Here is a 3,064-nt window from a genome sequence, read left to right on the forward strand (position 1 = left end):
TCTAATCCCGAAAAATTCTATTATGTAACTGAAATGAAATTCGCAAAAATTAAGAATAGTAAGGAAAAGGATAAATCAACTGTTATTTATAACAGCAATATCACAATAACAGATATCCCTCTTGAAGCTTATGAGTATATCGTCAATGGCAAGCCTGCTCTTGAATGGGTTATGGGGCGTCAATGCGTTAAGACTGATAAAAAGAGTGGTATTGTGAATGATGCTAATCGCTATGCTGTTGAAACCGTTGGCAACCCTGCCTACCCTCTAGAGTTATTTCAGAGGGTTATTACCGTAAGTTTAGAAACCATGAAAATCGTTAAGAACTTACCAAATTTGGTATTAAGAGAAACTGAATAACTTAAAAGCATGCTCACATAATGGGCATGCTAATCTTATTAAAGCCGCTTATGTATTAGTTTAAATAAAAGTTTATTTTATCATCTGTTATGAGATAACTAAGATAGGAAAGAATTACGTTATCAGAAATCCTTTAATGGACTTTTGTAAATTTTGTAAACGTATCATCTTGTGAATTGATTACCTATAATCTTTAAAAGGAGTGTTTATATGCGTTATTCTAAAAAGAAATCATTTGCACTTTTAGATACTCTTATTTGGATTGCCTTTAAGAGATTATACCGTATTTAAAATGATAGCTTTATCCTTTTCAAAAGCTTTGTTTAAACAGAGTTATGTATATTCATTTTCTTATATTACTTATAGGTTTTGAAGGTTTCTCAAACCCTCAAAATACCTTCAAAACCCCTTTTTATATATATTACAGATTGTATTTATGTGTTGTGTGTAATATTGGTTGTTTCTTTGAAACATTAACATATTGAAATATAATAACTTTTATTTTTTGATTGAAAAATAATATATAAAGGGGCGTAAAAGGAACCCTCAAAATACTCAAAATCTTCAAAACTCATAGCTATAATGATCTTGATAGCACTTCTTATGAGTTACAAACTATCTTTTGAAAAGGCTTTAAAGGAGCATATGCTTTTCATAAAGCACGTTTTAATCACTCACTAAAATAATCTATTTTGTCAGTTCAATTTACTGACACATAACTGACAAATATATATTATGAATTGAATTTATGGGTTGTATTTTAATAAAGGTTGCATCATTAAAATTATAACCTATTGAAATATAATGTTTTTAATTTTTACTCATTTTAAAAAATAATATAGGCTTTAAAAGAACTGACAACACTGACAAGACTGACACGGTCTATTAAAAGGGATTTTACTGATCTCTATAATTATCAGTTTCTATTGAGATGTTTTCATAACGGTTTATAAATAACGATTATCCTATTTATCATTTCTCTTATGAAACTGAAAAATGATGCCATGACTATAAAGAATATAACAGCTATAAAGCACGCGTGAAAAAAGCAGGCTTTCATAATCACATGCAAATGAACACATTGGTTATAAGAGCGCGGCTTTATTAAGGTTGTTTACATTAGAGACCTTTATAAACAAAATTCACAAAAAAATTTAAATTCATTTAGTAAAAAAACAGATAGGTTATAAAGATAAAAATACGCATTATGAGAGCGTTTCTAAAATATTATAAATGTATAGATTCAGAAAATACGCAATCGTTTCACAAAGCCCGTAATATAGCTTTAAAAGCACATAAATATAAAAGAAGCAATTAATAAGCATAAGATATTATCAATATACAACGTATTTAAAAAATAAGAAAAAATATCAAAAAAGATAAAATATTATTTGACAATAAATACGTATTTTGTTATATAAATATTCAAGTGATTGAAAACACTAAACATACAGTGGATAAACAGCCAAAATTGTTTACTTCCTCTATAAAATTCGATTATTGCAACACTCTATAAGTGTATGTATTTATGTCGGGTGTAGCTGTGCCATACAATACCCTTTATGGGAAAAGCATAGCAACGGACTGTATGCCGTGTTTTCAGCGCCCGGCGCCTTTATAGCGCGTCAATTGAAAACTTTTAAAAACATACAGGTTTAAATATGACAAATATCTCAAAAAACACCCCCGTTATCTCTTCCATTTCAAATGAAACTGCGTCTGTTAATAAACAAGAGCCTGCAAAAAAATACGAATTTATTGATGATTGTGAATATATCGATGGTCATTTCTTAACTCGAATTAGAGCCTTAAGAGATTTTGATGATGTCAAAAAAGGCGATTTAGGGGGGTATATTGAAAAGGAAGATAATCTATCTCATGAGGGTAATTGCTGGGTGTATAATAAAGCTCGGGTCTTTCAAAATGCACGCGTCTTTGGAAATGCTAAAGTAAAAAGCTTTTTTGTTGATGTCTATGGTAATGCTCAAATTTATGGGAATGCTATTTTTGAAGGTATGACATTAAAGGACAATGCAAAGCTGTCTGGTAATGCGCATGCTAACAACGCCGTTGTAATTGAAGGCAATGCACAAATTTATGATAACGCCCGTGTCACTGATCATGCTCATATTTCCGATAATGCTGTCATTTGTGATGATGCCCATGTCGGAGGCAATGCAAAAATAAGTGGCTCTGCTTATATTTGTGATGACGCGCGTGTTTTCGATGATGCCGTTATTTGTGATGCTCTTATCTCTGGTTCTTCATATATTCATAGCAATGCCTCTTTAACAGCTAATGAAGATATCTGTGATGATGCATATCCTGAGTTTGGTAGCGAAGATGATTATTATCGTCATGAGTATTATGCTGATTTTGAAGGGTATTATGACGATGATAATGACAGCGAATATGAAAGTGATGCTGCGTAAATGACACGCGCGGGCGCGGCGGGGGCGCCCCCCTTTAAACATTTCATTCTAAAATTCAAATCTTTTTATAAAGGAATTGTGCTCATGCAAAAGAAGTTTGCACTCACAAATGAAACGCGTGTAATTAATAATCATACCCTTTATCGCATTAAAGCATTAAAAGACTTTGCTGATGTTAAAGCAGGTACTTTAGGGGGCTTTATTGAAAAGGAAGATAACCTTTCTCATGATGGCAATTGCTGGGTTTATGATAATGCTTGTGTTGTAAAATC

General features: G+C 31.6%; 2 protein-coding genes and 1 pseudogene. All 3 read left to right on the forward strand.

Features of this window, described 5'->3' with window-relative positions; genetic code table 11:
* Positions 1–360 (forward strand): type ISP restriction/modification enzyme (locus ACFIMA_RS09205; RefSeq protein ID WP_375693421.1); only part of this gene is annotated, 360 nt, incomplete at its 5' end.
* Between the two features lie 1,661 nt (positions 361–2,021).
* Positions 2,022–2,792, forward strand: a complete 771-nt coding sequence (locus tag ACFIMA_RS09210) for a hypothetical protein (protein ID WP_375693765.1) — start codon at positions 2,022–2,024, stop codon at positions 2,790–2,792.
* An 84-nt stretch (positions 2,793–2,876) separates the two neighbouring features.
* A pseudogene (locus ACFIMA_RS09215) lies at positions 2,877–3,064 on the forward strand (hypothetical protein); the annotation flags it as partial.

Origin of the sequence: Bartonella sp. AP88HLJMH (assembly GCF_042195605.1) — a bacterium.
Taxonomy (GTDB): domain Bacteria; phylum Pseudomonadota; class Alphaproteobacteria; order Rhizobiales; family Rhizobiaceae; genus Bartonella.